The organism is Paucimonas lemoignei (assembly GCF_004342585.1).
Taxonomy (GTDB): domain Bacteria; phylum Pseudomonadota; class Gammaproteobacteria; order Burkholderiales; family Burkholderiaceae_D; genus Paucimonas; species Paucimonas lemoignei.
Genome location: NZ_SLZQ01000003.1, coordinates 249,324 through 272,679, shown reverse-complemented (window position 1 = coordinate 272,679; position 23,356 = coordinate 249,324). Strand labels below are relative to the sequence as shown.

The 23,356-nt window shown below is 55.3% G+C and carries 24 protein-coding genes and 1 pseudogene; 6 read left to right on the top strand and 19 right to left on the bottom strand.

Going from position 1 to position 23,356, the window contains the following annotated elements:
- From EDC30_RS06655 to EDC30_RS06645, 3 genes are all read right to left on the bottom strand, one after another.
- Positions 1 to 504, bottom strand: a complete 504-nt coding sequence (locus tag EDC30_RS06655) for a hypothetical protein (RefSeq protein ID WP_132258015.1) — start codon at positions 502 to 504, stop codon at positions 1 to 3.
- 126 nt (positions 505 to 630) lie between these two features.
- A complete protein-coding gene (locus EDC30_RS06650) occupies positions 631 to 2,205 on the bottom strand; it encodes a hypothetical protein (protein ID WP_132258014.1) in 1,575 nt (524 codons plus the stop codon).
- A gap of 283 nt (positions 2,206 to 2,488) precedes the next feature.
- Positions 2,489 to 2,785, bottom strand: coding sequence for a hypothetical protein (locus tag EDC30_RS06645; protein ID WP_165973752.1), 297 nt, complete (start codon positions 2,783 to 2,785; stop codon positions 2,489 to 2,491).
- A gap of 74 nt (positions 2,786 to 2,859) precedes the next feature.
- Here EDC30_RS06645 and EDC30_RS06640 point away from each other — a divergent pair, with 74 nt between their 5' ends.
- On the top strand, positions 2,860 to 4,218 hold the full coding sequence (locus EDC30_RS06640) for an autotransporter outer membrane beta-barrel domain-containing protein (RefSeq protein ID WP_132258012.1): 1,359 nt from the start codon (positions 2,860 to 2,862) through the stop codon (positions 4,216 to 4,218).
- Between the two features lie 62 nt (positions 4,219 to 4,280).
- Positions 4,281 to 5,068, top strand: a protein-coding gene (locus tag EDC30_RS06635; RefSeq protein WP_132258011.1) for an IS5 family transposase whose coding sequence is annotated in 2 segments (ribosomal slippage) — positions 4,281 to 4,632 and positions 4,632 to 5,068 — 789 coding nt in all. Because the reading frame shifts where the segments join, the coding sequence is not laid out codon by codon here.
- 113 nt (positions 5,069 to 5,181) lie between these two features.
- Here EDC30_RS06635 and EDC30_RS06630 read toward each other — a convergent pair.
- The 12 genes and pseudogenes from EDC30_RS06630 to EDC30_RS06570 form a co-directional block, all read right to left on the bottom strand.
- The gene (locus tag EDC30_RS06630) at positions 5,182 to 6,606 is read right to left on the bottom strand and encodes a sigma-54 interaction domain-containing protein (RefSeq protein ID WP_243656674.1); all 1,425 of its coding nucleotides are present in this window, start codon (positions 6,604 to 6,606) and stop codon (positions 5,182 to 5,184) included.
- Positions 6,607 to 6,886: 280 nt separating this feature from the next.
- Positions 6,887 to 7,144 carry a BTH_I0359 family protein gene (locus EDC30_RS06620; protein WP_132258008.1) on the bottom strand — a complete coding sequence of 86 codons (258 nt, stop codon included), beginning with the start codon at positions 7,142 to 7,144 and terminating at the stop codon, positions 6,887 to 6,889.
- 178 nt (positions 7,145 to 7,322) lie between these two features.
- Entirely contained in the window at positions 7,323 to 7,685 is a 363-nt protein-coding gene (locus tag EDC30_RS06615; RefSeq protein WP_132258007.1) for a GTPase, read from the bottom strand.
- A 50-nt stretch (positions 7,686 to 7,735) separates the two neighbouring features.
- The gene (locus EDC30_RS06610; protein WP_132258006.1) at positions 7,736 to 8,455 is read right to left on the bottom strand and encodes a response regulator; all 720 of its coding nucleotides are present in this window, start codon (positions 8,453 to 8,455) and stop codon (positions 7,736 to 7,738) included.
- A gap of 83 nt (positions 8,456 to 8,538) precedes the next feature.
- Positions 8,539 to 10,857 carry a sensor histidine kinase gene (locus tag EDC30_RS06605; protein ID WP_132258005.1) on the bottom strand — a complete coding sequence of 773 codons (2,319 nt, stop codon included), beginning with the start codon at positions 10,855 to 10,857 and terminating at the stop codon, positions 8,539 to 8,541.
- Positions 10,858 to 11,436: a DUF4390 domain-containing protein gene (locus EDC30_RS06600; RefSeq protein WP_424446904.1), complete on the bottom strand. Its 579-nt coding sequence runs from the start codon at positions 11,434 to 11,436 to the stop codon at positions 10,858 to 10,860.
- 62 nt (positions 11,437 to 11,498) lie between these two features.
- On the bottom strand, positions 11,499 to 12,815 hold the full coding sequence (rsmB, locus tag EDC30_RS06595; protein WP_132258004.1) for a 16S rRNA (cytosine(967)-C(5))-methyltransferase RsmB: 1,317 nt from the start codon (positions 12,813 to 12,815) through the stop codon (positions 11,499 to 11,501).
- A gap of 5 nt (positions 12,816 to 12,820) precedes the next feature.
- Positions 12,821 to 13,180, bottom strand: coding sequence for a DUF1840 domain-containing protein (locus EDC30_RS06590; protein WP_132258003.1), 360 nt, complete (start codon positions 13,178 to 13,180; stop codon positions 12,821 to 12,823).
- A gap of 30 nt (positions 13,181 to 13,210) precedes the next feature.
- On the bottom strand, positions 13,211 to 13,747 hold the full coding sequence (locus EDC30_RS06585) for a hypothetical protein (RefSeq protein WP_132258002.1): 537 nt from the start codon (positions 13,745 to 13,747) through the stop codon (positions 13,211 to 13,213).
- 83 nt (positions 13,748 to 13,830) lie between these two features.
- Positions 13,831 to 14,427 (bottom strand): annotated as a pseudogene (locus EDC30_RS06580) (ATP-binding protein); the annotation flags it as partial.
- A 1,292-nt stretch (positions 14,428 to 15,719) separates the two neighbouring features.
- Positions 15,720 to 16,058, bottom strand: coding sequence for a hypothetical protein (locus EDC30_RS06575; protein ID WP_132258000.1), 339 nt, complete (start codon positions 16,056 to 16,058; stop codon positions 15,720 to 15,722).
- A gap of 91 nt (positions 16,059 to 16,149) precedes the next feature.
- Entirely contained in the window at positions 16,150 to 16,461 is a 312-nt protein-coding gene (locus EDC30_RS06570; protein WP_132257999.1) for a hypothetical protein, read from the bottom strand.
- 351 nt (positions 16,462 to 16,812) lie between these two features.
- Between EDC30_RS06570 and EDC30_RS19880 the strand changes: the two genes are divergently transcribed.
- Positions 16,813 to 16,941 (top strand): hypothetical protein, encoded by a 129-nt coding sequence (locus EDC30_RS19880; RefSeq protein WP_279389748.1) that lies wholly within the window; start codon positions 16,813 to 16,815, stop codon positions 16,939 to 16,941.
- A 60-nt stretch (positions 16,942 to 17,001) separates the two neighbouring features.
- On the opposite strand, the gene EDC30_RS06565 is transcribed toward EDC30_RS19880, so the two are convergent.
- Together EDC30_RS06565 and EDC30_RS06560 are read right to left on the bottom strand one after the other, a co-directional pair.
- Entirely contained in the window at positions 17,002 to 17,316 is a 315-nt protein-coding gene (locus EDC30_RS06565) for a hypothetical protein (protein WP_165973751.1), read from the bottom strand.
- A 105-nt stretch (positions 17,317 to 17,421) separates the two neighbouring features.
- Positions 17,422 to 17,778, bottom strand: coding sequence for a hypothetical protein (locus EDC30_RS06560; RefSeq protein ID WP_132257997.1), 357 nt, complete (start codon positions 17,776 to 17,778; stop codon positions 17,422 to 17,424).
- 110 nt (positions 17,779 to 17,888) lie between these two features.
- Here EDC30_RS06560 and EDC30_RS06555 point away from each other — a divergent pair, with 110 nt between their 5' ends.
- Positions 17,889 to 18,164, top strand: coding sequence for a helix-turn-helix domain-containing protein (locus tag EDC30_RS06555; protein WP_165973750.1), 276 nt, complete (start codon positions 17,889 to 17,891; stop codon positions 18,162 to 18,164).
- Here the strand turns inward: EDC30_RS06555 and EDC30_RS19990 are convergent.
- Together EDC30_RS19990 and EDC30_RS06550 are read right to left on the bottom strand one after the other, a co-directional pair.
- Positions 18,147 to 18,596, bottom strand: coding sequence for an HAD domain-containing protein (locus EDC30_RS19990; protein ID WP_165973749.1), 450 nt, complete (start codon positions 18,594 to 18,596; stop codon positions 18,147 to 18,149). The genes EDC30_RS06555 and EDC30_RS19990 overlap by 18 nt on opposite strands.
- A gap of 236 nt (positions 18,597 to 18,832) precedes the next feature.
- Entirely contained in the window at positions 18,833 to 19,234 is a 402-nt protein-coding gene (locus EDC30_RS06550) for a hypothetical protein (protein WP_132257996.1), read from the bottom strand.
- 446 nt (positions 19,235 to 19,680) lie between these two features.
- Between EDC30_RS06550 and EDC30_RS06545 the strand changes: the two genes are divergently transcribed.
- Both EDC30_RS06545 and EDC30_RS06540 read left to right on the top strand, forming a co-directional pair.
- On the top strand, positions 19,681 to 21,498 hold the full coding sequence (locus EDC30_RS06545) for an ATP-dependent nuclease (protein ID WP_132257995.1): 1,818 nt from the start codon (positions 19,681 to 19,683) through the stop codon (positions 21,496 to 21,498).
- On the top strand, positions 21,495 to 23,225 hold the full coding sequence (locus EDC30_RS06540) for a UvrD-helicase domain-containing protein (RefSeq protein ID WP_132257994.1): 1,731 nt from the start codon (positions 21,495 to 21,497) through the stop codon (positions 23,223 to 23,225). The genes EDC30_RS06545 and EDC30_RS06540 overlap by 4 nt, the downstream gene beginning before the upstream one ends.
- Positions 23,226 to 23,356 lie beyond the last annotated feature (131 nt).

The following is a 23,356-nucleotide window of genomic DNA, read 5'->3' as shown; positions in this document are numbered from 1 at the left end:
TTAACGAAACTGCACGTTCACAATGGTTGAATTCTGGATCAGCACATTGGCGCCCGAATTCTGAATCACGATCGGCAAGCCGATGGCATGCGAAAACGCGCCATCGGCAATGGTGTTATTGCCGGTCGCAACATTGGTCGCCGTGGCATCTTGCAGCAAGCCATTCGACACGGCTTCACTCTTGATGGCGTTGACCGAACTGCCGCCGCGATGCTGCTCCAGTGCTTCCAACGGGATGCTGGCACCCATGCCGGCGATCTCCTCGGTTGCTGGCGGTGGCGCAGCTGCTTCGGCTGCTTCCGCTTTTTCCATTGTTTCCGCTTCCGTGTTTGCCGTTGGTGTCGTGGTTGCCGGGCCGGCGGCATGCAGCATAGCGTGTGGTTGCTCCTGGACGGCCTGATCGCCTGTCGCCGGCAAAGGCTGCACATCAGTTGCCTGGGCCATCATGGGCAATAACATTCCCAGGCTAAAGATGAGCGCGGCTTCGGATTTCGGGAATGGCATGGACTTCTCCTTGCGTGACACTAGCCCGAACAGGCCGGGCTGGCTGAACTGTCCGGCCGGCGAGGGCAAGCCTCGCCGATCGTGGCAAGAGCCGCGACCTTGCGGTGCGCGGCCCGCTGTCTTGCCTTAGCGGCCGCCCACTGCCAGGTTGGCCTGTACGTTGACGCTTTGTTGAATCAGCGATGCGGTGCCCGAGTTTTGGCTGATCACCGTCACCCCGGCAGCCGACTGGCCGACATTCGACATGGTGTTGGACAGGTTGAAGGTGCCGGCGCTGACCTTGATCGTCCCGCCGTTGCCGCCATTGCCGCCGTTGCCGCCCTGGCCGCTGTCGGCGCTGGACGAGCCGCCGTAGCCACCGTCGCCGCCATTTCCACCGGCGCCGCCGGCGCCGCCCTTGGCATCGCTGGCGCTCGCCGTGGAGCTGGCTTCCTGGCCGACGCTGCCCGTGGAGGTATCGCCTGAACTGCCGCCGGTGCCGCTGTCGGCGCTGGCCGATCCGCCATAGCCGCCTACGCCGCTGCCATCGCCCCCATTGGCGCTCGCCGTTCCCTCGTTGTTGCCGCCGGCGGCGTTGGCGTCGCCCGTCGCGGCATATCCGCCGGCTGCGTTCGACGTGCCAGTGCCGGTGCCGCCCGCGGCCTTGGCCGTGCCGGTTGCTGCGCCGCCTGCCGTTTTAGCCTGATTGTAGGCATCGCCAGTCGTGGCATTGGCTTTGGCAGTGTTGTAGCCGCTCTCGCCGCCGGAAGTGGAAGTGCCGGTCGCGGTATTGGTTGCGGTCTGCGTCGAAGTGGCCGGTCCGCCGGTTGAGGTGTCGGTCGCCGCTGCCGTGCCGCCGGTGCCGGTGCCGGTGGAGGTGGCCGCGCCCCCGGTGGCAGCATTGGATGCGGTAGCCGGACCTGCGGTCTGGGTATTCGAAGCGGTTGACGTGCCGCCGGTGCCGGTCGCGCCGCCGCCTGCGCCGCCGTTGGACGGGCCGGCAGTGCTGTTACCCGCAACACTGCCGGTGGCTGCGCCCGAGGTGGCGGTGTTGGTGGTCGGGCCCGCCGTCGCGGTATTGGTAGCGGTGCCGGCTGTGCCGCCTGCACCTCCTCCGCCGCCGGCACCACCGGCACCAGCCGTGGACGGACCGGCCGCGCTGCCGCCGCCGGCACCACCGGCTGCACCGTTTGCGCTACCGGCATTGGTGGCGGTGTTGCCCAGGCCGCTGACCGTCACGCCCGTAACAGTGCCATTCAGGTTACTGGTGGCAGTAGCGTTGCTGGTGTTGAAAGAGTCGCTGAGATGCGCGGTGGCATTGCCATTCCCCGCAGCAGCGGAACCAGCGCCGTTTGCTGTGCCGGTGCCGGTGATGGTTTTGGTTGCAGTCTTGGTGCGGACCGAGTTATCCGTATTGGTCTCGGTATTCGTCGCAGTATTGGTTTCGGTATTGGTTTTGTTACGCACCGAGTTATCGGTGATGGTGGCGGTATTGGTTTCAGCGTTCGTATTCGTTTCAGTGTTGGTGTTTGTATTGGTGTTGGTCTTGGTCGTGGTATCCGTAATGGTCTTGTTCCGGATGGAGTTGTCTTGTGCCGCCACCGAATAATTGTTGGCCAGCGCGCCATCTCCAGTCTGTGTGTCACCGGCGTTCTCAGCCATGGCGGCGCCACTCAGTCCGAATGCAAGTGCAATAGAAGATGCCAGGAGAGTTTTTTTCATGATTGTGCCTCTGCAAAATATCGAAGGTTGATCAATGTCCGACATGGCTTGGCAAAGCGAGCCAATCCAACGGCTGCTCTGCAAATGTGGTGCCAGTGCCTTGAGAACGGCGCTAAGTCATTGAAAAGACGGTGATCGCAGAGAGAATGCCGGTGCAGCCACGGCATTGGCAGGTGAATCCTGCAATTCGCGCGAAGGCATGGTGTCACGTACGTGATACGACATGAGTCAAGGCACGCGGGTCAAGCGCACCGCGAGACAGCAAGCAGGGGTGAAATCTCCATCAATTCAAGAGTATGGAAAAAAGCTTTCGCGCAGATACGTAAGAAATGGCACTGTCAATATTGTGTGACAGCGCAGCTGATGGGATACGCCTTACCACTTTCGCCGCATAGCCCAAAGCCGTTGTCGACAGTTGTGGCGGATTTGCCGCTTTCTTGTGGCGCTTGTGCAGTATCAAGATGACGGCAGCATGCTTAACGAAGAATGTGGCATTCCATTTTTTCGACGCTTGCTTCCCATGACCATCGCTTCGTTTACGGTGCATGAAGCACCAGTGCGCCAGCCCGGCATACGACATACACAGCGCCCCATTTCTGGGGAACCAGGCTTTGCCGTGGGTTGTGACTTGCTCAATGGCCGGCGGGAGGAATGATGAAAAAAGAAGCATTGCAGACAGCCGGCGCGCTATGTTGTTCGCTGCTGGCGCTCACATCCGGCATGGCAAACGCCGAAGGAATGCAACATGCCACGCCAGACCAGCAAGCCCTGCAGCGGCAGATCGCCGAACAGGCGGAACAGATCGAGACACTGAAGCGAGCTGTGGCGGAACAGGAGGCCAATCTCGCCAAGCTGCGTCGTGCCGTGGCGGGCGATACGCTTGACATCCAACGCGGTCGTGGACCGGAGAACGCGGTATCGCAATCGCAGGCGAGGCAGCCAGCGCCAGCGGCACCTCCTGCGCCAGCGCAGCAAACCGCTCAGGCCAATCAGGCCAATACAGCCGCACAGACCAATCAGGCAGGCGGTTTGCCTCAACGCGAACAGCAGGAATCCCGTCCCGCGGAAGTGGCGCAAATTTTCGAGCAGCCCGGAGTGCTGACCCCGACAGGAAAATACGTTCTCGAACCGTCATTGCAATACAGCTATTCGTCGGCTAACCGCGTCGCCCTGATCGGCTACACCGTGATTCCGGCATTGCTGGTCGGCCTGATCGACGTGCGCGAAGTAAAGCGCAATACTGTGACAGCTGCGCTGACGGGCCGCCTTGGCCTGACCAATCGCTTTGAACTGGAAGCTCGCATTCCGTACGTTTACCGTTACGATTCAACTGTCAGCCGTGAGATCGCCACCGGCACCGCCGCCGACCAAACCTTTAACGCCAGCGGACACAATATCGGCGATATTGAAGTCGGCGCGCGCTACCAGCTGAACGATGGCGGTGTCGACAAGCCGTATTACATCGGCACGCTGCGTTTCAAGTCACGCACCGGGCGCGACCCGTTCGAAGTCGTCACCGATTGTTCCCAGCGCTGCGTCGGCAACACGACTGGCACCGGCTTGCCGCTCCAGCTGCCGACCGGCTCCGGATTCTATTCCCTGCAGGGCGGCTTGACCTGGCTGTTTGCCAGCGACCCCGCGGTATTCTTTGGCAGCGTGACGTATCTGCATAATTTCAAGCGGACTAATGTCAGTCGTACCGTATTGAATGGCGAACGTGAATTTCTCGGCTCGATCGAGCCGGGCGGCATTATCGGCTTTAACTTCGGCATGGGCTTGGCACTGAATGACAAGACCTCATTCAGTATCGGCTACGATCACAGCTCTCTGGGCCGCACAAAACAAAACGGTGTCAACGTGCCGGGCTCGGTGCGCACGCAACTGGGTACGCTCCTGCTGGGGTATTCCTATCGCCTCAATGAAAAAAGGACGCTCTCCGTTGCGGTCGGCGCAGGGCTGACGCGCGATACCCCCGATCTGACCTTGAGCGTGAAGATGCCGATTTCGTACTAGCCAACTAGAACTGATTTCATAAATAGCGGTCTGCTCGCATTTCAGGTGGTACGGAGGCTGAAATGGCGAGCGGGAAATTTCTTACGGATGAACAATGGGCTGTGTTGTCGCCACTGATTCCTCCGCCAGCACGACGTGCTGATGGGCGTGGCCGGCCAGTAGAGCATGATGATCGCGCCGTCATGGATGGCATTCTGTGGGTCTTGCGCACGGGTGCCCCGTGGGCCGATTTGCCTGACCGATATCCGTCATATGCTACGTGTTTTCGACGGTTCAGCCGCTGGGTCAAGGAGGGCACGCTGGAGCGGTTGCTGACGGCCTTGGCGCGCGACCTGGAACTGCGCGGCGACATCGACCTATCGGAATGCTTCATCGATGGCACCTTCATTGTGGCGAAAAAAGGGGGCAAAAAGTGGGAAAGACCAAGCGCGGCAAGGGTACGAAGCTCATGGCAATTGCGGACGCTGCAGGTCTTCCACTCGCCGTCTACACGGATGCTGCTAGCCCTCATGAAGTCACCCTTGTCGAAGCTACCGTCGATGAAACTGTCACCGTGGGACTCCCCGAGCGACTTATCGGAGATCGTGCCTACGACAGTGATTCGCTCGATGCAAAGCTCGCCGCCGATGGCATTGAACTGATCGCTCCGCACAGGCGCAACCGGATTAAGCCGGCCACGCAGGATGGCCGCAAGCTGCGCCGCTACCAGCGGCGCTGGAAGATCGAGCGCTTGTTCGCATGGCTGAACAAATTCCGCCGGATTCTGACCCGGTGGGAGTATGACCATCGGCGATTTACTGGCTTCGTCCATCTGGCTTGTTCTATGATTTTGCTACGGCGATATTTATGAAACCACTTCTAGTCATTGTGGCAAGGTCGGCATAGCGGTGCGAGCCATTCACGTCAAACGTTCGAACGGAAAAATATTCTGCGCCAGCCAACCATGCGCTCATCCGGTATGCGCTACTTGACCCTGTCCAGGAATGGCGCGTTCGATGTCGCCATGCTGCGGCCGCGAATATTGTATTTCTCAAGCAGGCGGTACAGCGTCATGCGCGAGACGCCCAGAAGACTGGCGGCCTGCGAGATCTGGTTGCGTGCCTGCGCCAGTGCGCGATTGATCATGATCTGGTCCGTCGTCGCGCGCGCGACTTCCAGCGACAAGGCGCTCTCCTGGCGCGGCACATCCATGAAACCGAGATCCTCCGGTTGAATGAAGCGGCCTTCCGCCATGACCGTGGCGCGTTGCACGCGGTTGATCAATTCACGCACGTTGCCGGGCCAGGTGTGGCTGCGCATTGCCGCGATTGCCGCGCGCGAAAAGCCGCGCACCATGCGGTTATGCGTACCGGCGAACTTGCCGAAATAATGCTGCGCCAGATCGTCGATATCCGAGTCGCGTTCAGCCAGACGCGGCGTATTGATGCAGACTACATTGATGCGGTAATACAGGTCTTCGCGGAAGCGTCCCTGCGCCACCGACTCGGCAAGATCGACATGGGTGGCAGCGATCACGCGCACATCCACGTCGACGGCCTCGGTCCCGCCCACGCGCACAATGCGCTTTTCCTGCAAAAAACGCAGCAGGTTGACTTGCATATCCAGCGGCATGTCACCGATCTCGTCGAGAAAAAGCGTGCCGCCCCGGGCTGCTTCGATGCGCCCGATCTTGCGCTGCTGCGCGCCGGTGAAGGCGCCTTTCTCGTAACCGAATAACTCGGACTGCAGCAGTTGCGGAGCGATTGCGCCGCAGTTGACAGCGACGAAGGGGGCATGCCGGCGCGTCGACTGGCGATGCACCGATAGGGCTGCGAGTTCCTTGCCCGTGCCGGATGGTCCGGTGATCAGTACCGAGGCTTCGGTACGCGCGACCTTGCGGATCTGCGCATACAGGCGTTGCATGACCTCGCTCTTGCCGACCATTGCCAGATCACCATCCACCGTGCTCATGCATTCATGACCCAGGTGATGGCAGGATTCGCGCACATAGGCCATTCCCCAGGCATGACGCAGCATCAGCATGGTATGGTCAGGATGGGCGGGCAGGATCAGGAAGTTGAACAGATACGCGCTGATGCATTCGCGTACCCGTATATCCGAAAGCAGCTCCGGCGCTATCAAGCCGATCCAGGCGATGCTGGAGCGGTTAAGAAGCGGTTCGCAGCTTTCCAGATGCTCGATATCGTCAGGCTGGGAAAGCATGAGCAAGCCCACGCGACAACCGGCTTCGAGAGCCAGGTAGGTGGAATCCATGCCCGGATGCTCGATCAACTCCACGCCCTGCTTTTGCAGCATGGCCGCATACGGGCAATACAATTCCGCGCGCCTGGATGGACGCAAGATCAAAACAGTTTGTTCCTGCCGAACGGTTTTGGTGACGTCAAGCACAGCTCCTCCCATGGCGATTCACATTGCAAGCAATACAGTAAGTGAAAACCAATCGGCTCCCAACGCTGCACACCCAAAGGGTAAGCACGCATGCTTCGTCAAGTTTGTTGCGGCGCAAAAGATTAAAACTTCTTGGTTTTTTAACGTCTCAGTTTTGATTAATGACGTTGCGAAGTTTTTTCAGGCAATGTTGGCAAATGGAAGATATTGAGCGAAAAAAATTGCCGCATGCAGTCAATCAAGACATGCATGCGGCAATTTTGGGGAAAAGGTTAAGTGTTTAGTGCAAGATTACTGGCTGGCTCATGATGGCATCGTACTTTCCAAGGAATGTATCGATATCTTCGACGGTAGGCTCGGTGGCGATCAAGTCTTCCACATCCTTGCGGAAAGCTTCAGCCAGGGCGCCGCCAATAAAGATCTCGCGCTTGCCTGACTTATCCATGATTTCATAGCCGCCAAAACGCATGGATTCACGTTCGCCATCGGCAAAGAATTCCACCACACTATACTGGTCACTATTGTAAATAAGGTTCATGTTGCATTCCTTGGCAAAGCATTGCTGTTGAAAGGCATGTCTACTGTTATACCGGATATGGGACCAAAAGGGGGCATTTCAAGATAAAACCCGGTTAAAAACAGCTACAAGATGTAACAACAAGGCCGCATTGCCGCCATATGACAAGACGATTCGTCGACTGGCTCCTGCCAAGTTCTCAAGCGGTCAATTCACTAGTCAGACTCAGCCATTTATCATATGGTTCCTGTTGCAGGAACTGGCGGATTTGGGGCAAATGCATGCTGTTCACCAAGCCGATGAAGAGCCGTTCCGGATGCTGGCGCAAGATACGGTTGAGCGTCACTTGCATGGTGAGATTGCCGCTGCAGCATATGCAGCCAGGGGCGATGCGAACGATCGTGAGCCAGGACGGAAGCGGGCTTGGGAAAGGGGAGGTGCCGTCCGGCAAACCCTCCAGAATCAAGGCGGTGCGCTGGTGCTCATCCACTACGCCGGCTATGGCGGCTTCACGCGCAGCGGCGCTAGGACCAATCACCAGCGTGGCTGCTATGCGTGTCATGGGCTTATCTGCGCTGGCCACAGAGAGACAATGGCCGGCGCCATTGATGCTTACAGGTTTTTCTTGCCCAGCTTGCTGGGTTCCACGCCCAACTGCTTGAGCTTGCGGTAAAGATGCGTACGTTCCAGGCCGGTTTTTTCCGCGACGCGGGTCATGCTGCCGCCTTCACGCGCCAGATGATGTTCGAAATAGGCCCGCTCGAAAGCATCGCGGGCTTCGCGCAGCGGCAGATCGAAAGACAGATTGAAGCGTTGCGGTTCGGTTTGCGGCGCGGCGGTTGGGGCGATTGCCGGTTGCATGACAGCCGAGCCGGCAACAGGGCTGGCGGCGATGTGAGGAGCGGGAGAGGCATCGTGAGGCGCTGCCGGGCGCGTGAAGTAAGTCGGCTGCGGACGGGCGACTTCTTGTCCTCGGGACAGACCTTGCTGCACAGCTTTGAGCAACTTTTGCAGGGCAATCGGCTTTTCCAGGAAATTCAAGGCGCCAATGCGCGTGGCTTCTACCGCGGTATCGATCGTCGCGTGGCCGGACATCATGATGACCGGCATGGTCAGCAAACCATCGCGCTGCCACTCTTTCAGCAGCGTGACGCCGTCGGTGTCAGGCATCCAGATGTCGAGCAAAACCAGGTCGGGTGTGCCGGCAATGCGCATCTCGCGCGCCTGCTGGGCATTTTCTGCCATCTCGACCACGTGACCTTCATCGCTCAGGATTTCCGAAAGTAATTCTCGGATCCCCATTTCATCATCGACTACTAAGATATTTGCCATTTGCCAATCTTTCTGATCTTCACTGCCCGCTTTCATCCACAGTCACAATAAATGATTGATATTAAGCAATACTTATATTGCGATTAGGAATTAGGAGCTAACTTTAACAGCAATATTAATACTTTGGCACCATTTCCATCAACTCGATTCTGTATATCAACCCGTCCACCATGCTCGTCGATAATTTTTTTGACCATTGCCAGGCCTAGGCCCGTTCCTTTTGCCTTGGAAGTGACGTAGGGTTCAAAAGCGCGTGACAAGATTTTCGCTGAAAACCCGGGGCCATTGTCAGTAATGGACAAGCGTACCGCATGACGCTCGCGGCCATCGGAACCGGGATAGTGAATCTCTTCCGTGCAGACGTCAATGCGGGGAGAAGATTCGGCATGGTCTTTGTGAACCTCAATGACGGCGTCTTGAGCATTTTGCAGCAGGTTGTGAATGATTTGGCGCAGTTGCGTCGCATCACCCATGATTTTGGGCAAATGCGATGCTAAATGCAGATGAATAATGTCCCGCTCATCGCCACCGATGTACAGCTGCAAGACTTCCGTGATCAAGGCATTCAGGTCAAGCGGTGCCAGGACAGCGGGGGGCGTTTTGGCGAAATCGCGGAAATCGTTCACCATTTTTTTCATGGCCGCGACCTGGTTGACGATAGTCGACGTGGCGCGTTTCAGCACACCCGCATCGGTTTCACCGAGTTTGTCCGCCAGCTTCATCTGCAAGCGCTCAGCGGACAGCTGGATCGGCGTAAGCGGGTTCTTGATTTCATGCGCCAGGCGTCGCGCCACTTCACCCCACGCCAGCGAGCGCTGGGCCGAGATCACATCCGAGATATTGTCGAACACGACCACGAAGCCGTTGCCTGCGCTGATAGGCAGGCGCGAGCCGCGTGCCAGCAGGGTGATGTCGTCATCGCCTTCGGTGCCATTGTCATTGCCGGGATTTTCGGTGCGCGGGATCGCAATCTGCTTTTGCCAGTGGCGATTGGTGTCATTGGTGCCGCCGGCGGATTGCGCGCTGTGTTCCGAAAAGGCCTTGTTCACGGCTTCGGCAAACGATTCCAGGCCCGGAATGGCGTTCAATGGCTGGCCGACGGAGTGGCTGAAATCCTGCTGCAGGATGCGGCCGACCGAATCATTGCAGGTAACCAGCTTGAATTCGCGGTCAAGCACCATCACGCCGGCAGACATGTTGGCCAGCACCGATTCCAGATATGCCTTGGCGTTTTCCAGGGCACTGCGGTTTTTTTCGACTGCGGCGCGCGCTTCCGACAACTGGTGCGTCATCATGTTGAAGGATTTGGTCAGCGTGCCGAGTTCGTCCCTTGTGGTGACAATCGGCCGCGGCGAGAGATCGCCTTCGGCCACCGCCTTGGTGCCTTCGGCCAACAACAGCAGCGGCTGGGCCAGATCGCTGGCAATCAGGAAGGCGCTCGCCACCGCGCCGAATATGGTCAGCAGCAATGTCAGGGTCAGCGTCACCAGGTAAATCTTGCGCAGCCCGGTGCGGGAAAGCGACCTTTCCTGATATTCGCTGTAAGCGGCGCGCAGCGATTCGGCGTTGACCGCCAGCGAGGTCGGCACCGGCTGGATCAACTGGAGAAAATGGGTTTCGCTTCTAAGAGAAGCATTGAGCGATGCCGGGATGGCGACGACCACGCGCATGCGCAGGCGCGTCGCCGCGTCCAGGCTCGACATGCCCTTGGCTGCCTTGGCGGCGGCGGTGCCGGTCTCGTCATCTGCGATATCGACGTCGCTTTCGATGGTGGAAAAGCCGCGGGTCAGGCGGGCCTGGCGCAGCATGGTCTGGGTCGGCAGATTCGGCACCAGGTTGCCGGCATCGCTGTCGGTGGCGATGATGCGGCCGCCTCCGCTGACGATGGTGGCTTCCTGCAGATTATTCTGGCCGCGCAGGCGCGACAGGCGCGTAGCCTGGGCTGTGTCGGACAAGTCGGCGATTTCCAGGGCGATGCTGCGCGCCTTGGCTTCTAGGTCGGTGAGTTGCGAGTCGAGCGCCGAGCGGCCGAGGTTGAGGCCCGATTCGAGCGCGGCTTCGACGCGCACGTCGAACCAGGATTCGATAGAGCGCGATACGAATTGCACCGACACCAGGTAAATCATCAGGCCTGGCAATATGCCTACTACGGCAAACAGCAGCACCAGCCGGGCCATGAGCTTGGAACCGAACATGCCCCGCCGGAAGCGTCGGAACAGCCGAGCGAGCAAGAGCATGACCAGGACCAGCAGCGCTATCGCCACCAGGCCGTTCAAGGTCAGCAGCCAGGGGTAATGCTGATCGAATGCAGCCGAATTTTCGGAAGCGGACGCCAGCAGGAACAGCAGGATGCTGACAACGCCGGCGCCGACGATGAGGAAGTACCGAAATAACCTGGTCAATTACTCTGCCTTGTACGTAAAGGTTCTCCAGTCAGAAGACAAGCGCCAGTCACTGTCGTTCATGGCATTCACCTGGAAGGGCTTGGGCAGTTGGGTCACGTCAAGTCGCATGCGAAGCGACACTTGATAAGTGGCGCCCGGCTTCAAGGCATCCCTGTCGGCCACCTGCCAGCGCGGCGGCCGCCGCACCAGGGACAAGGCATCTTCCAGTGACGCAAACGTCTGACGCAGGCTGCCTGCCGCTGCAGCGTAATATTGTCTTGTCAGGACATTATACGAAAGGCGGATGGTGTGCGAGGCGCGTACGGCATTTTCATCGAACCAGTACCAGCGCGGCCTGGTGATTTCTACATCGGTGGTGAAATACAGCGGCACGCCGCGGTTGAGCGCATCTTCCAGCACGCGCTTGAGCTCGAAGCTGAAAACCGAAGCGAGCCGATAGCCATCATCGGTTGCTTCCAGTTGCGACTGCTCGATCGTCACTTCGGCGGCATGCAGCGAGGGAGCAGCCAGCAGCCCGGCCGACAGCATGGCCGTCAGAAAAAAACGTATCGCAATCTGGAGCAGGCGGCTCGTCACGGGTAGTCGTCAGGATGTTGTTGAAAAATTATCGGGAATAGGCTGGGCGGGTGATCGCCGCTTCATGCCGGCGGTTTCTGGAACAAGGCATAAAACAGTCCATCGTGATCCGCTTCGCCATCCGCACCTGGCAACAACTGGCCTGGCGCGGCAAGACGGACGGCATCGTGCCGGCTGGTGAACTGTTGCGCCTGCTTTTCCGATTCCTCGGGCCAGAGCGAACACGTCACAAACAGCAATTTACCATCCGGCTTGAGCATCCGCCAAAGATTGTCCAGAATTTGGGCAGAAAGTGTTGCAAGCCGCGCAGCATCCTCCGGTCTGCGCAGCCAGCGGATATCCGGATGGCGTCGCACGACCCCCGATGCCGTGCAGGGTACGTCTGCCAGGATACGATCGAACGGCTGCCCATCCCACCAGTCATCGCGGCTGGCGTCGGCCTGCTGCAGGCGCGCGGAAAGTTGTAATCTTTGCAGGTTCTGGCCAATCCGTTCCAGCCGTTCGGCATCGCTATCCAGCGCCAGCAAATCAATGTCGGCGCATTCGAGCAAATGGCAGGTCTTGCCGCCCGGCGCGGCACAGGCATCCAGCACGCGCATGCCGTCTCGCGCATCGAGCAGAGGAGCCGCCAGCTGGGCGCCGGCATCCTGCACCGACACGAGTCCCTCGCTAAAGCCGGGAATCAGATGGACTGGCTGAGGTTGCTCCAGCCGTACCGCATCGGCGCCGATCTGTCGTGCGGCGATGCCGTGCTGGTTCAGCGTTTGCAAGTATGTGGCCACGGTAGTGCGGCGGCGGTTGACGCGCAGGGTGAGCGGCGGCGGAGCATCGCCCGCTTTCAAGATGGCTTGCCAAGAGTCGGGATAGGCTTTCTGGAGTTTGCCAAGCCACCAGGCTGGATAATTCCAGCATGCCACCGGGTTTTCCATGACCGCTGCAAGCAGCGCAGTGCGTTCGCGCACGAAGCGCCGCAGGATCGCGTTGACCATGCCCTTGGCATGCGCCAGTTTCGGGTCGGCTGCTGCTGCGGCCACCGCCTGGTCGACCAGCGTGAAATCGGTATAGGGACGCTTGCCGGTGCCGTCATCGTCCTGGCACAGCAGTGCCAGGCTGCAGCCCAACAGGCTGGACAGCAGCGGAGCTTGCGGCGGCCGTGTAGCCAGGAGAGCCAGCAGGGCATTCGCACGTCCCCATTGGCGCATGCTGCGATAGGCGATGTCTTGCTGGGCGCCGCGCGCCGCGTCGGACAATCCCAGCGCTTGCGCGGTCCTGGCGAGCGCGGGCGGCAGGGCGGTGCCCGACTGCACCAGGGCGACTGCCTGCGCCGCGCCGTACAGGCTCAAGGACAGCGAGTCGGTTTTCAGCCTTGGTTTTGCCAACTTGCCTATACTCCCCACATGACGTCGCGTCCTTGCGCATGCGCGGCACGCAGCATCTCCAGCAGGGGATAGGCGCGCGCGCTGAACTTGACGTTCTTGGCAGCGTGGCGCGCCATTTCTTCTTCGACCTCCTTCTCATCCAGGCCTTGTTCCTGGGCCTGACGCCGTGCCTGTTCTTCGGCTTCGTGCTCGCGCCGGTGCTCGGCCTCGATCTCCGCTTCCAGCTTCTGGATTGCCGTGCCGGTTTCAGCGGCGGTAATGATGCCGCGCTTGACATCCTTGCCCAGCAAGTCGAGCAGGCGCTTGGCGTGGATTTCATACATGAGGATGTCGGCAGCTGCTTTGGATTTGAAAGTGATTAACATGTTGGAGGCTCCGTATGCTGGTTTAAGGATTCAATCCGGCTTGAAGGAAGAGAAAAAGTTTTCGGCTTCCGCTCGTTCGATCTTTTGCGGCGGCCCGAGCACCACTACCTGGTAGACGCGCGCATCCTTGGCAAAGAAGCGCGCCAGCAATACGATTTCGTTGCTCTTGTTCGATGCGCTGGTGCCGATGGCTTCCACCTCGAACGGCGCTGCGCCGGGTTTGCCCGCCTGGCCAGCCTCGCCTGCCTCGCGCTTGATGGTGCCGTTGATGTTGCGTACCAGTCCGGTTTTCATGGCAGCCAGCGCCGTAGCGGCATCGGCGGCATTCGGTAAGGTGGCGGCGCCGACGGCAAAAGTCACGCCATCGACTTCCGCTGCCGTCATCGTCATCTCGACCTTGGCGGCGCCGAGATCAACCGGCCGCGTCATGCTGGCCGGTTTTGCCGGCAGCAAGACTTCAAACGGAATGGGGGTGCCGTGAACGACGCGCCAGTCATATTTTGGACTGCAGGCGATCAGCAGAATTGTGCAGGCCAGCAGGGTGATAAAGCGTATGGTTTTTGTCATGAATGCGATGGTAACGTAAATTTGCGGTTCCTCCTGACTGTTTCCTGTGAGGGAAATCGGGTGGATGCTTCCAACCAGGCATATTACGGGCTTACCAATGCACGTCTGTACTGTATTGCTTCAGCTACATGTTCACTGCCGATGGTTTCCGACTGCGCCAGGTCGGCAATGGTCCGGGCCACTTTCAATACCCGATGACAGGCGCGCGCCGACCAGTTCAGACGCGTCATGGCACTGCGCAGCAATTGTTCGGCGGCTGGCGCGGGTCGGCAGTAAGTGTCGATCTCCTTGGGCGTCATGGCGAAGTTAGCCTTGCCCTGCCGAGCTTCCTGGCGGGCGTAGGCCAGCGCGACACGCTGGGCGATGGCTGTGGATGGTTCGCCGTCGGCCTGCCGCAGCAAATCCTCCTGCGGCAGCGCCGCGACCTGGATTTGCAAATCGATGCGGTCGAGCAGGGGACCGGAGATGCGGGCCTGGTAACGCACCACCATATCGGGCGAGCAGCGGCACTTGTTGGCTGGATGGCCCAGGTAGCCGCACGGGCATGGGTTCATTGCCGCGATCAGCTGAAATCGAGCGGGGAAGTCGGCCTGGCGTGCCGCCCGCGAAATGGTAATCACGCCGGACTCGAGCGGCTCGCGCAAGACTTCCAGCACGCGGCGGTCAAATTCAGGCATTTTACTTTTTTGCTCAATTTTCACAAAAAGTTGTCCAAAAGAGACACCGCTGAACTGGTTTCCATCATTCTATGGATTCTTTTTGATCAAATATTGAGTGAACTGCAGGTTTGAGCCATTTCGTTTTGTTGCGTATGGTCTTTGGCCCAATTATCTTTTTGAATAAATAATAATTTTTAATCTCGAAGCGATAATAAGCAATATTCAGCAGCTGGAAGATTAGCTTTGGCTGCAAAAAGATGATGCCACTCGTTTTGCCGGCTGTTTATACCTTAATGAGTAAATAAGTAATTGATTATGTACTCATTTGATGTTTGATCTCTCCCGAAATCGTCCCGCAGCCCGTTCAAGAACTTGAGGTACCACAATAGGAAAACCACATGAGGATTTCCATGGCGGTGTCCGGCAAGATCACTTCGCTTCTGGAAAATTCCAGTTGAATAAATAGGTATACAGAAACGTATTTTGATCGGCGGCCATCAGCTGACAACAGCGATTTTCGATGGATTTTTGCGAGTTAACATAAATAGGTGTGGGTATGAAGAACAGGTCTGACTATCCCTGACTGCACTAGCGGCAGTCGCAACCAACACTTTTTTAAAATAGGTATAACCGATGAACAAACTTGAAATCTTGGAAGGACTGGCACCAGTTGCAACGACCTTACTCACCAACGTCCTAGCAGCACTGTCTTCAAACGTCCTGGGCTGCATTTTGCTAGTCGCCCTACTTTTAGCTGCTGGCTATGCTCTGAAATGGTGGAGAGGAGGTAAGTGCAAGTAACAGCAAAGCCGCTTTATGGCGGCTTTTTTAGCTTTGCGATCGTAATGCTGAATAACGCTGTGGACTTCCCGTTAGCCCACCATAGTCCGTTGTTGTGAATATCCTCATGGATAGAGTTGCGATGAAGCGAACGTATCTTTTTTTTGAGCATAATCAAATTCCCTTAGGGAATCATCTACTTAGTGAAATTTCCCAGCGGTTATCCACAATGTTATGAACGAAATTTGTGCGTAACTTTTGCCCGTTTTTTATGCAGAATGCTGTATAAAAGAAAACTGCACTTCTGACGAGGAGATAGGCATGACACATAGCGATTCTCGGATCGACATCCGTGCAATCTTCCGCGAGTCTGCAAGGCTGTATTTTCAGCCGCTGATCTGGCTGTGGTCTCAGCTAAGGCAGCTCGTGCGCTATATGGCACGCTCAAGGGCTAACTAGGCCGGGAGTGCTTCAGCGCATGCCTATGTCATTCATTGCTAAAAAAACGCTTATTGCTAAAAACTTGCCGATTTTTAGCAATGTCGGGAGTTGTTCAGCACTCCGCTTCCAGATTCACCTGGAGAGCCAGCTGCTCTCTCTGCACGTACTTTCTCAATTGCGCGCTCGATGTTCGTCAGCATTCGCTCGGTATGAGGCCTGGCGTATGCTGCTTCGTCCGGACAAGCCTTTTGCACTTTATCCCAAGAACTGAGTAGTTTTTCGATGCCGAACTCTTTGGCCGCAGCCAGGATGATGTCGAAGTGAGGCTTTAGCAAAGCTATATTGAGCAGTACTTCGTCTTCCACTTCTCTATTGGACCAAGCCAGGCCAAAGCGAAAACACAGCTCGCGGAATGTAGGCTTATCGGTCACTTCATTGGCTCCAGGGTTTGTAGGCAAGCCAAGCTAGGACACCCGCTTGCCGGGAGTTTTTCAGCGCATGAGTAAATGGGTAATCAATCATTTACTCATATTTTTCTTTGCCGACCGGGTTGCAGGCCATTACTTCGCCGCCATGTGTTTTTATATCGAATTGGGCTAGTAATTCATCCATAGAAGCGGCTGTGCTTTTTCCAGCTGCTCTAAAAGGGACTTTCTCGCCCGGATCCTCACTGAGCCCTATAGCGGCACGCTCGAATAACTCCACCATCTTGGCGGGACTAACGTCGCTATCGTTCCCTTTGGCTGCAATGGCATCAAAAATGGCCATCGCGCGGGTTGAAGAAGACGCTGCAAGCCGTTCATAGATTCGTTTCCGCCGAGCTCGGCTTTTCATCTGGATTCCTTGGCAAACAATGAGAAATCGCGCTATCGGCCCCATGGTTCGTAGCCAAGTACTCTAGTACTAGCCCGGCCGGGAGTTCTTCAGCGCATTTTTAATGTCGGTGAATGTCGCTGCTAGTTTAGGAAAAACCACATGAGGACGGCCGTATGGGTGCCCGATACTCTTACAAGTGAATTTCCAATCAGCTTGTGCAACTCCGCATAGGTCGTGGCGCTACTGTTATCCCCTGTGGTGCACATACCGTAGCTTCCTTGGACAAAAATGCCGGAAGGCGTGACAAATGTCCGGAAAGGACTTGATTGGGCCACAGAATTGTAATGGTTAAAACGGAAAGGAGCCGACATGAAAACGTTTATTCAATCCCTCAAGCTGGTGAAGGTGGTCGCCCAGTGCCTAACACCTTGCCTGGCTTGCGAGTTGTATTTATTAAAAATCTATTTGGTCGTCGCGCCGCTGCTATTCATTGCCTGAGGACGTAGGGCAGAAAGCTTATCTATGATGAAATACTTAAATGAGCATTTGAGTAAATGCTTATTTGCGTAATTCATCCTGGAGTGCTTCAGATCTGCATAGCCAGGACTGGGCGAACTCGACCTGCTTTCCCTCCACGTCGGCACGTTCGAAGCCGGCCAAAACAAAGCGGTCCTCATTCATCCAGAGGATATGAGGCTCAAGTAATAGGTGCGTCCGCTTTGTGTCGCCAAATTGATGAACGAGTTTGGCCTGCTTCACGATCCGGTACAGGCCTTCGTCACGAATGTCCGTGATCGTAAGGTCTCCGAAATATTCCGGTTGCTCTCGCAACTGGAAGCGTGGCACCGCCACGCCGGCTTTACGCATTTTCACGACGAAGCATTTCATAGTAGATAATACTGTATGTGCGAACAGTATTATCTGTCATTTATTAATCCGATGGTCGCCAATTAATGAAGGGGCTTAATATTTATCCAATCATTGGGTCCGCTTAAATTGTCGACCGTTGAAGACGAGATTGCCATTTGATTTTACGATGTCGATTCTGCTGGGGCCTAACATTCCTGGTATTTCCAGCATGCCGTCTCTGAATTGCGCGGGGACCGGGCCGTCCGTTACCAGCATCTTCGGGATGGATCCATCTTTTTGAAATCCAGCGCTCCAGTTTGTCGTTGGATAAGTCGTTTTAATTAAGAAATTGCCGCCGTTGTGGGTAATCTCAAGGCTGACTCTCGCGTCATCAATAGCGACCCAATTCCCAACAAACTGTTTTCCCGCGTTGTTGCACCCACCAAAAACTAGCAATAACAAGACTACGTAGATTCTTTTGAACATATGTGCTCCCAGCTCGGTGGCATTGAAGTGCCTAAAGTTTTAGTTTTTCTTCGTTGTGCTAACAAATTTACCAATATATTGTGAAGACTTTAGCGTAACTCAAAGACAACATGTCTCCCAATATATTGGGAGATATTAGTTTGGATCCAGCATTTGTCTTCGGTCAGATTTTGCGACGCCTGAGAAAGGAAGCTAATCTGACTCAGGAATCGTTAGCTTTAAAAGCAGGGGTGGAAAGAAATTTCGTGAGCTTGATTGAGCGCGGCATCAATCAGCCGACCATCAGAATTATGTTTAAACTCGCCCATGCTTTAAACACCACTCCCTCTAAGATGCTGGTCCTCGTGGAGAAAACGCTCCAATCGAAGTCACGGCCGACTAAGTGATCTCCGAAGCGCCTTCTCTGCTTGATCATCTATTCCTGTAGCAGGGTCACATACAATCAAATTTTTCAAAAATGGCCGAAACCAATACGGCCGATCGTCGATTACCACCCATGGTTCCCATATTCGGCCGGATTGTCGCCGCCATCCTTCAATCTCCACGTGCCGAGGAAAATTCCCAACCACATCCTGCAATTGGGGTAGCTCGTACCAATAGGGGGTAACGCTGATGATACGTTTGCCAATGTCATTAGAAAAATGGGCTCGCAGTTGCTCTAACGAGCGCGTTTCTCGCCAGGTACTGCTGACCACAATGTCGACAGCAGGGAAATCACGCAACACGGCCTCTAACCTTGGTCGCTGGGCAAACAATTCCACCTCGCGGTAACACGGATCAGGATGCAGCACCCCATCAAAATCCAAGAACAAAAGCATCCGCAGTCTTAAACGAAAAAAGCAGTAACAAAATCGGCCGTGCTGGATAGCCCCAGTTAAATTTCACTGGTACGTCAGATTTACTCCTTCCCGGCCAGGAAACCTAACGCACGTTCGATAGGAGCATGCACTTGGACTGACATCCACGTAAATGGTTAAAGCACTTCCATCAAACTGTCTCAAAGTAAGCCGACAACTGCATGGAGCAATAACTTCGAGCAATGAGCTCTCTAAACTTATTGCAGTGGAGCGGCAAAAATGCTGTCAATAGAGTATCGATTAATGAAAACGCCGGTAACACGTCCAATCAGCTCTTCATAAATGGCGCGCTCAAACCGTCGCATATAAATAAGTAATTGCTCCGGCGAATAGCCTTCTTCAGCATCCTCGGACACATAGTCGATTTTCAGTAAAGCCATCACGAGCAACAAAGGAGCCTTTAGGCTTTGGTGTGAATGAATGTCTGGGCCAAAATGCACGGCTTTGTGAGTCATGGCTAAATCTCTAGCAATCATTTTCAACCAAAGGTCCGAAAGATTCTTCGGAAGCGCAGCCGAGCGGCCAAGTGAAAGCACTTCCTTTTGTAATTTACTCAAATCACTTTTCGGGATTTGGGAAACGGTTCGTTCGTTTTTCATCAGCGATACTTTTTTCAGGCAACGAGAATTTCAACAGCTACGCTAAACTTATTTCACAATATATTGGTAATTATAATAGCGCAGCTTGGGGCAATTTCAAACATGCTAGATGACTAAAACGACTAATTTCCTCAAGCAAGACGCGTAGTGTCTTGGAATTCACCGCTTTACAAAGCTAAACGCGAGAACTACAAGACCAACGAAAGCAGGCAGGTGAACTTTGGCACTTACATCTTCGATAAGGTGAAGCGATTTCACGTGCCAATACCCGAGTAAGTACGGCGACGTAATTCCACGATACTAAGGGATAAGATGAATGACATGGACCGTCGCCATGTTTAGAACAATTAGTGTTGCGTGACCACACCCTAACGTAAGTTATTATATCGATGTGACTTTAATAACAAACTAGGCACGGCAATGTGCCAAGCACAGCAGGGGGAAATATGAAAGTCTGTAGGCTGAAGATTGAGAACTTCCGAGGTATACAACGCGGCGAACTGCATATTCCCGACCATGCCGTGCTAGTGGGCGACAACAACATTGGCAAGTCTACGGTGCTCGAAGCACTGGACCTCGTCCTCGGACCTGATCGACTGGCGAGGCGCCCGATAATTGATGAACATGATTTCTATGCTGGACAATACATGTCAGCGGATGGAACCGCGATCCCAATCCAGATCGAGGCCATTATCATTGACCTATCCGAGGAACAGATTCGCCATTTCAACAACCATCTCGAATGGTGGAATAGGGAAGCCTGCACCTTATTGGACGGCCCTCCTGCGGAAAATACGGATCTGCAGACAGTTGAGCCGGCGCTGCGCGTCGGCTTCGTTGGCCAATACGATGCTGAGGAAGATGACTTTGTCGGTACGACACATTTTCTGTCACCGGTAAAAGACGACAGCACCTACGACGTATTCCGTACAGCGGATAAAAGGCGCTGCGGCTTCTTGTACCTCCGTACAGTGCGTACAGGCAGCCGGGCGCTAAGCCTGGAGCGCGGATCCCTGCTTGACATCATTCTACGCATGCAGGAAGAAAAGAATTTCCAGATTTGGGAAGATGTCCTTGCCCAATTGCGCGAACTGCCTGTCGCCGAGAAGCCTGGGCTCGGAATCAATGACATCCTGTCTAGCGTCGAAAATGCTGTACGCAGTTATATGCCCGCCGATAGCATCAGCCACCCACACCTGCGCGTGTCAGATCTGACGCGCGAAACGCTACGCCGGACACTGGCGGTCTTCATGGCGAGTGGGGCAAAGCGCGAGGACGGGACGGAATACTCGGCACCCTTCCAACATCAAGGCACCGGGACCATCAACACGCTGGTTCTTGCCATGCTGTCTTTGATTGCAGAATTGAAGCAAAACGTCATCTTTGCGATGGAAGAGCCCGAAATTGCTATTCCCCCCCATACCCAAAAGCGGATTATCAACGGGGTGCGCGGCAAATCTGCCCAGGCGATTTTCACGTCTCATTCCCCGTACGTTCTTGAGGAGTTCAATCCAGAGCAGATTCTAGTACTAACCCGCGTTGACGGAACATTGTCCGGCCAGCCGGCAGGCTATCCTCCATCAGTTAAGCCTAAAACTTATAAGACAGAAGTGCGCACGCGCTTCTGCGAAGCGTTGCTAGCTCGCCGCATATTAATTACTGAGGGCCGAACCGAATATGACGCATACCCGGCGGCGGCACGGCGTTTAAATGAGTTGCATCCAGATGAATGCAAGTCTCTCGAAGCGCTCGGCGTGGCCGTCATTGACGCTCAATCAGACTCGTTCATTGCCAAATTAGGGACCTATTATCGCAAGCTTGGCAAACAAGTATTCGCGGTGTTTGACCAGCAGGAGGAGTTTCAACGCGCAGCCATCAAAGCGGCGGTGGACTATCCTTTTGAAGCGCCAGAGAAGGGTTTTGAGAATGTCATCGTCAATGGCGCAAATTACGCTGCACTACGCCGCCATGCCTTACAGCTGGTCGTAGACGGCGAATGGCCGCCGCATCTGGCAGCAATACAGCCGCAAGCAGCAATGACACCGGAACAATTGTGTAACGCCATGCGTGAATTCTTCAAGAACGTGAAGGGCAATGGCACAGCAGCAGACTTCTTGTCATCATGCACGCGAGAAGAAATGCCTGAACTAGTGGTGAATTACATAGTGGCTATCCAGTTTGCGATTGAATCCACGTTCATGATAAAACCGCATGCGGCGGCTGTACCGCCCCCTCCGGTGAATGCAGAGGATGTCGCTGCATGAATGCAGAATTGGATCTGGACGAAGCAAGGCAGGCCTTATTAGCATCCAAAGATAACCTCTTGATCCTGGGAGGGCCGGGCTCGGGCAAGACCACTATTTCCCTACTCAAGGCAAGTACGGAAATTCGGAATGGTACTCTGCTGCCAGGCCAGAAAATCTTGTTTCTAAGCTTCGCTAGGGCCACGATCGGGCGAGTTGCCCAGCATGCACAGGCACTACTATCTGCCTCGGAGACTGATGCGCTTGAAATCAATACTTATCATGGATTTGCATGGAATCTATTGCGCAGCCATGGTTACCTTATGCGCGCCGGGCGTCCACTTCAGCTGCTGCCGCCGCCTGAGGCGGCCGCGCGCCTATCCGTCGTAGTTGGTAACGCCGCAAGGGAAGAGGAAAAGCACCGGCTATTGCGCGACGAGGGCTTGCTGCATTTTGATTTATTTGCACAAGTCAGCGCTAAGCTTCTGCAAAGAAGTCGCGCCTTGAGTCGCATCCTATGCGACGTTTATCCCATTGTCATTCTTGATGAATTCCAAGATACGAACGAGGACGAATGGGCGCTAGTGCAGTGTATGGGGCTATATAGTCGACTTATTGCATTAGCCGATGCCGAACAGCGCATTTACGAGTTTCGTGGCGCCGACCCGCAGCGTATCGCCCAATTTATTAATTCCTTTCTGCCGCAAACGTTTGATTTCGGAATCGCTAATCATCGCAGCAACGGCACTGATATCGCTCAGTTCGGTAATGACTTGCTCAGTGGCGCCAACAAGGGTAAGCAGTATCACGACGTGGAACTCAAGCGCTATAGCGTCTATCGTGGCTTACACCCTCTCTACCATCTCAAAATGCAGGTTCTGGCTAGTATTCGCCGCAGAAAAGCCGTCGGCACACCTGAATGGGCACTTGCAATCTTGGTACCATCGAAGCAACTTATGCTTCAGGTGTCGGACTACCTGTCCTCAGATACTGACAAATTGCCGAAGATCGGCCACGAGGTCGCATTAGATACTGCAGGGCCGTCGCTAGCCGCGTCTGTCATTGCCGCTTTGCTTGAAGGTGGTGATACGGTTGATGACGTACGCAGGCGCCTGCTGTCCACACTCTGTGTCTATTTAAAAGGCCGAAAAAGCGATGGCGTACCTGCCAAGAACGACCTGGAGCTAGTATCCGCATTCGAAGACTACCTGACCGCTGGCAAACCTGGCAAAAAGAAGAAAAAACACCTCGAAGCAGTAGCTCAAATAGCTAAATTGCGATGCGACCTCGCACTGTCAGGCTCACCAACAGATGATTGGCTTGCAGTACGATCGTTATTGGAATTCTCCGGGGTTGACGAATTTGTGCAGCTAGCAGGCGATGCAAAGTACCTCCGACTATTGCACAAAGGTGCTGTTCTGCGATCGCGGCTTGGCGAAATCTGGCGAGCTAAGGCCAACTATGCCGGTGCTGAAAAAGCAGTACGTGACGCCCTAGTACAGGAACACTTCAACGCATCAATGAAGGAGTGGAAAGGCATCCATGTAATGACGATTCACAAATCCAAGGGTAAGGAATTTACTGAGGTGATCGTCTATGAGGCATTGTATCAAGGGCGTATTGTCCGCAAGGACGCAACCGACCGCGAGGCCGGGCAGGCCTTATTGGCGCTACGCGTGGCGGTTACCCGTGCCATGAAGCGTGTAACAATCATGACGCCCAAGATCGAACAGTGCATCTTTCTGTAAGTGGATCGTAGCGGTATGCAAAGCAATTAATCGATACGTTCGTGAGTGTAATCATTTAACGCCAGAATGCTCTGGATGCCAATGGAAAAAACGTAATATTTGATTGGACGAGTATGGCGCGTTAGACAACT